The sequence below is a fragment of the Streptomyces sp. HPF1205 genome (genome assembly GCF_020400825.1).
Classification (GTDB): domain Bacteria; phylum Actinomycetota; class Actinomycetes; order Streptomycetales; family Streptomycetaceae; genus Actinacidiphila.
On record NZ_JAINVH010000091.1, the window covers coordinates 1 to 2,829 of the forward strand.

1 protein-coding gene and 3 pseudogenes are annotated in these 2,829 nt (G+C 67.8%); all 4 read right to left on the reverse strand.

Going from position 1 to position 2,829, the window contains the following annotated elements; genetic code table 11:
• Window positions 1-323 (reverse strand): annotated as a pseudogene (locus tag K7G61_RS35715) (transposase); the annotation flags it as partial.
• Window positions 319-684 (reverse strand): hypothetical protein, encoded by a 366-nt coding sequence (locus K7G61_RS35720; protein ID WP_225851316.1) that lies wholly within the window; start codon window positions 682-684, stop codon window positions 319-321. The gene K7G61_RS35720 and the pseudogene K7G61_RS35715, both read right to left, overlap by 5 nt.
• A gap of 505 nt (window positions 685-1,189) precedes the next feature.
• A pseudogene (locus tag K7G61_RS35725) lies at window positions 1,190-2,402 on the reverse strand (ISAzo13 family transposase); the annotation flags it as partial.
• Window positions 2,403-2,448: 46 nt separating this feature from the next.
• Window positions 2,449-2,829 (reverse strand): annotated as a pseudogene (locus tag K7G61_RS35730) (transposase); the annotation flags it as partial.

Here is a 2,829-nt window from a genome sequence, read left to right on the forward strand (position 1 = left end):
TTGGGGAAGTGTCCCCGGGCCCGGACGGCCTTGCGGATCCGTGCGTTGATGCTCTCGATCGCGTTGGTGGTGCAGACGATCTTGCGGATCTCCACGTCGAACCGGAGGAAGGGCACGAACTCCGCCCAGGCCGCTTCCCAGAGCCGGACGATCGCCGGATACTTCGCGCCCCAGGCGTCGGTGAACTCCATGAACCGCTCCATGGCCGCTTCCTCGGTCGCGGCGGTGTAGACGGGCCGCAGCGCCTTCGCGATCTTGTCCCAGTCCTGGCGGGCTGCGTAACGGAAGGTGTTGCGCAGCAGGTGGAGCCGTAAAGAATCAACCTGTGGGCGTGTTGCTGTCGATGGATGCCAGCAGTTCGGCGCCGGTGGTGAAGCGGGTCGGGGCGGGAGGCAGGGTGATTCCGGCTTCGCGGAGGACGGGTTGGGCGTCTTTGAGCGCGTTGTTGAGGGTGCCGAGGCTGACGCCGAAGGCATCTGCCAGGACTTGTCGGGTGCCGAGCTTGCGCTCGTAGAGGACTGCGGCCAGGAGGCGTTCGGCATCGGTGATCTTCTGCCGGAAAACGCCGCCGCGGGTGCCGGGCTGGCGTGGTCCGCTCCGTTGCTGGTGGCGGCGCCGCTCGATCAAGGCGGCTTGCTGAAGCGACAACTGGTCGATGAGCGAGGCCAGTTCGGTGCGGCCCATGCCGGTCAGGGCAGGGCCGGCCAGGTGGTGGGTGCGCTGGAGGCGGGCGGTGACCGGGGTCCCGGAGCGTACGAAATCCTCGAGCTCCTGGCTGCTTGAAAAGCACAGCGTGGTGGGCGTGATGGAGATGCTGTGTTCCTGAAGGAGGCGTCGGATTCTCCTTGATGGACGGGCCGAGGGTGCGCTGGCACAGCCCCAGCATCTCGGCGAGGAGGTTCTGCGAGCACACGTGGCGGAGGTAGATAACGCTCAGCAGGATGCGGTCCGCGGGGGCGAGGACCGGGCGCTTGTTGTCTCCGGCACCGTGGCGGCGCGGGCCGTCGCGCTTGCGGTGCAGTCGTTCCTCTCGAAGCGGGCCCAACTCGGGCGTGAGTTTGCCGGCCAGGGCGGTCAGGTCCTCGTGGCTCATCCCGGTCAGGGCCGGCTCGGCCAGCAGGTCGAGGACCCGTCGGCGAGCAGCGTCACGGTCTGTGAGGGGTATGGGCTCGCCGTCGCAGGGGCCGTCGGGGCGGACGGTGTAGTTCCAGGTGCCGTGCGTGTCGTGGTACTCGATCGGCAGGCTCCTCAGCTGGGCCTTGCTGACCGCGATGCCCAGGGGGTAGCGCCCGGTGTCGAGTTCGGCTTCGACCCGCAGTCCGCTGCGGGTCTTCGTCGCCGCGATGGCGTTGACGACGACTTCGTGGCTGGTCAGCGGGCGGCCCCGCCAGTTCATCGTGATGTGGGAGAAGAGTCGGTGCTCGATCTTGTTCCACTTCGAGGTGCCAGGAGGGAAGTGACAGACAGTGACTGCCAGCCCTGTCTCGGCGGCGAATTCGGCTAGCTCCGCCTTCCAGAGGCGGTAGCGGTAGCCGTTGGAGCCACCCGCGTCCGCGGTGATCAACAGCTGGCTGGCCCGCGGATAGTCATGGCGGCCCCGGGCCTGCCACCCAGCGGCGGATCGAGGCGACCGCGAAGACCGAGGTGTCGTGATCCACGCCAACGTTGACCCAGCCGGTGTCCGCCGAAAGATCGTAGACCCCATAAGGGATGGCGGCTTCGCCCGTCGGCCCGGAGAAGAAGCTGTGGTCATCGACCCGGACCGGGTCACCCTTCGGGCGCCACTGCCGACCGGGGTTCGGCAGCTGGCCGAGCATCTCCTTCTTCTTCGTGTCCACGCTGATGACGGGCTCGTCGTCGGCCTGGTGTCGTTTGACCTGCTCGTTGATGTAGCGGAACTGGGCGTCCCGGTTCGGGTGTTGCTCGCCCTCCAAGGTCTTGGCCTGGGCCTGGAGGCTGAATCCGTTGTCCTTCAGCAGCCTGCCCACCGTCATCGCCGAGACGGGATGGCCCTGGCCCGTCAGCTCGTCCGCGAGGATCCGTAGCGACTTCGTCGTCCACCGCAGCGGCGACATCGGATCGCCCCGCTCATCCGGCTCGACCAGCGCCAACAGCGCGGGCAGCAGAGCCGGATCGACCTGCTCCGCACGCTTGCGGCCCCCGCCTGGCCTCCGGGTCCGCCCCGCGGACGCCGTGGTCTCGCCCGCCTCCAGCTCGAAGACTCCCCTGCGGACCGTGGTCTCGCTCACCCCCGCGGCCCGTGCGACCGCCCGGACACCGCCGTGCCCCAGCAGTCTCGCCTCGGTGGCCAGCAGCAGCCTCCGCTGCCGCTCGTCAAGCTGCGGCAATAACACCTGGAAACGCGAGGCCAGTTGAGCCCGACCGCTCTCCGATATCGCCATACCACTTCAACGACGCCACAGCGGGAAGGCAACACGTTGTTTCCTTACGGCTCCGGTGAACGACGCAGGTCTGGACGATCGTCGCAGGCCAGACCGTTTCGACGGCTTCGGGCAGGCCCTTCAGGCCGTCGCAGACCAGCATCAGCACGTCGTCCAGGCCGCGGTCCTTCAGCTCGGTGAAGACGTGCAGCCAGTACTTCGCTCCCTCGCCGCCGTCGCCGGCCCAGATCCCCAGGATGTCGCGGGTGCCCTCCACGGTCACGGCCATCACCACGTAGACGGGACGGTTGGCGACCTGCCCGTCGCGGATCTTGACGTTGATGGCGTCCACGAACAGCACCGGATAGACGCTCGCGGTCCAGTGGCCGGTTCTGCCACTCGGCCATGCCGTCCATGACCTTGTCGGTGATCGTGGAGATCGTCTGCC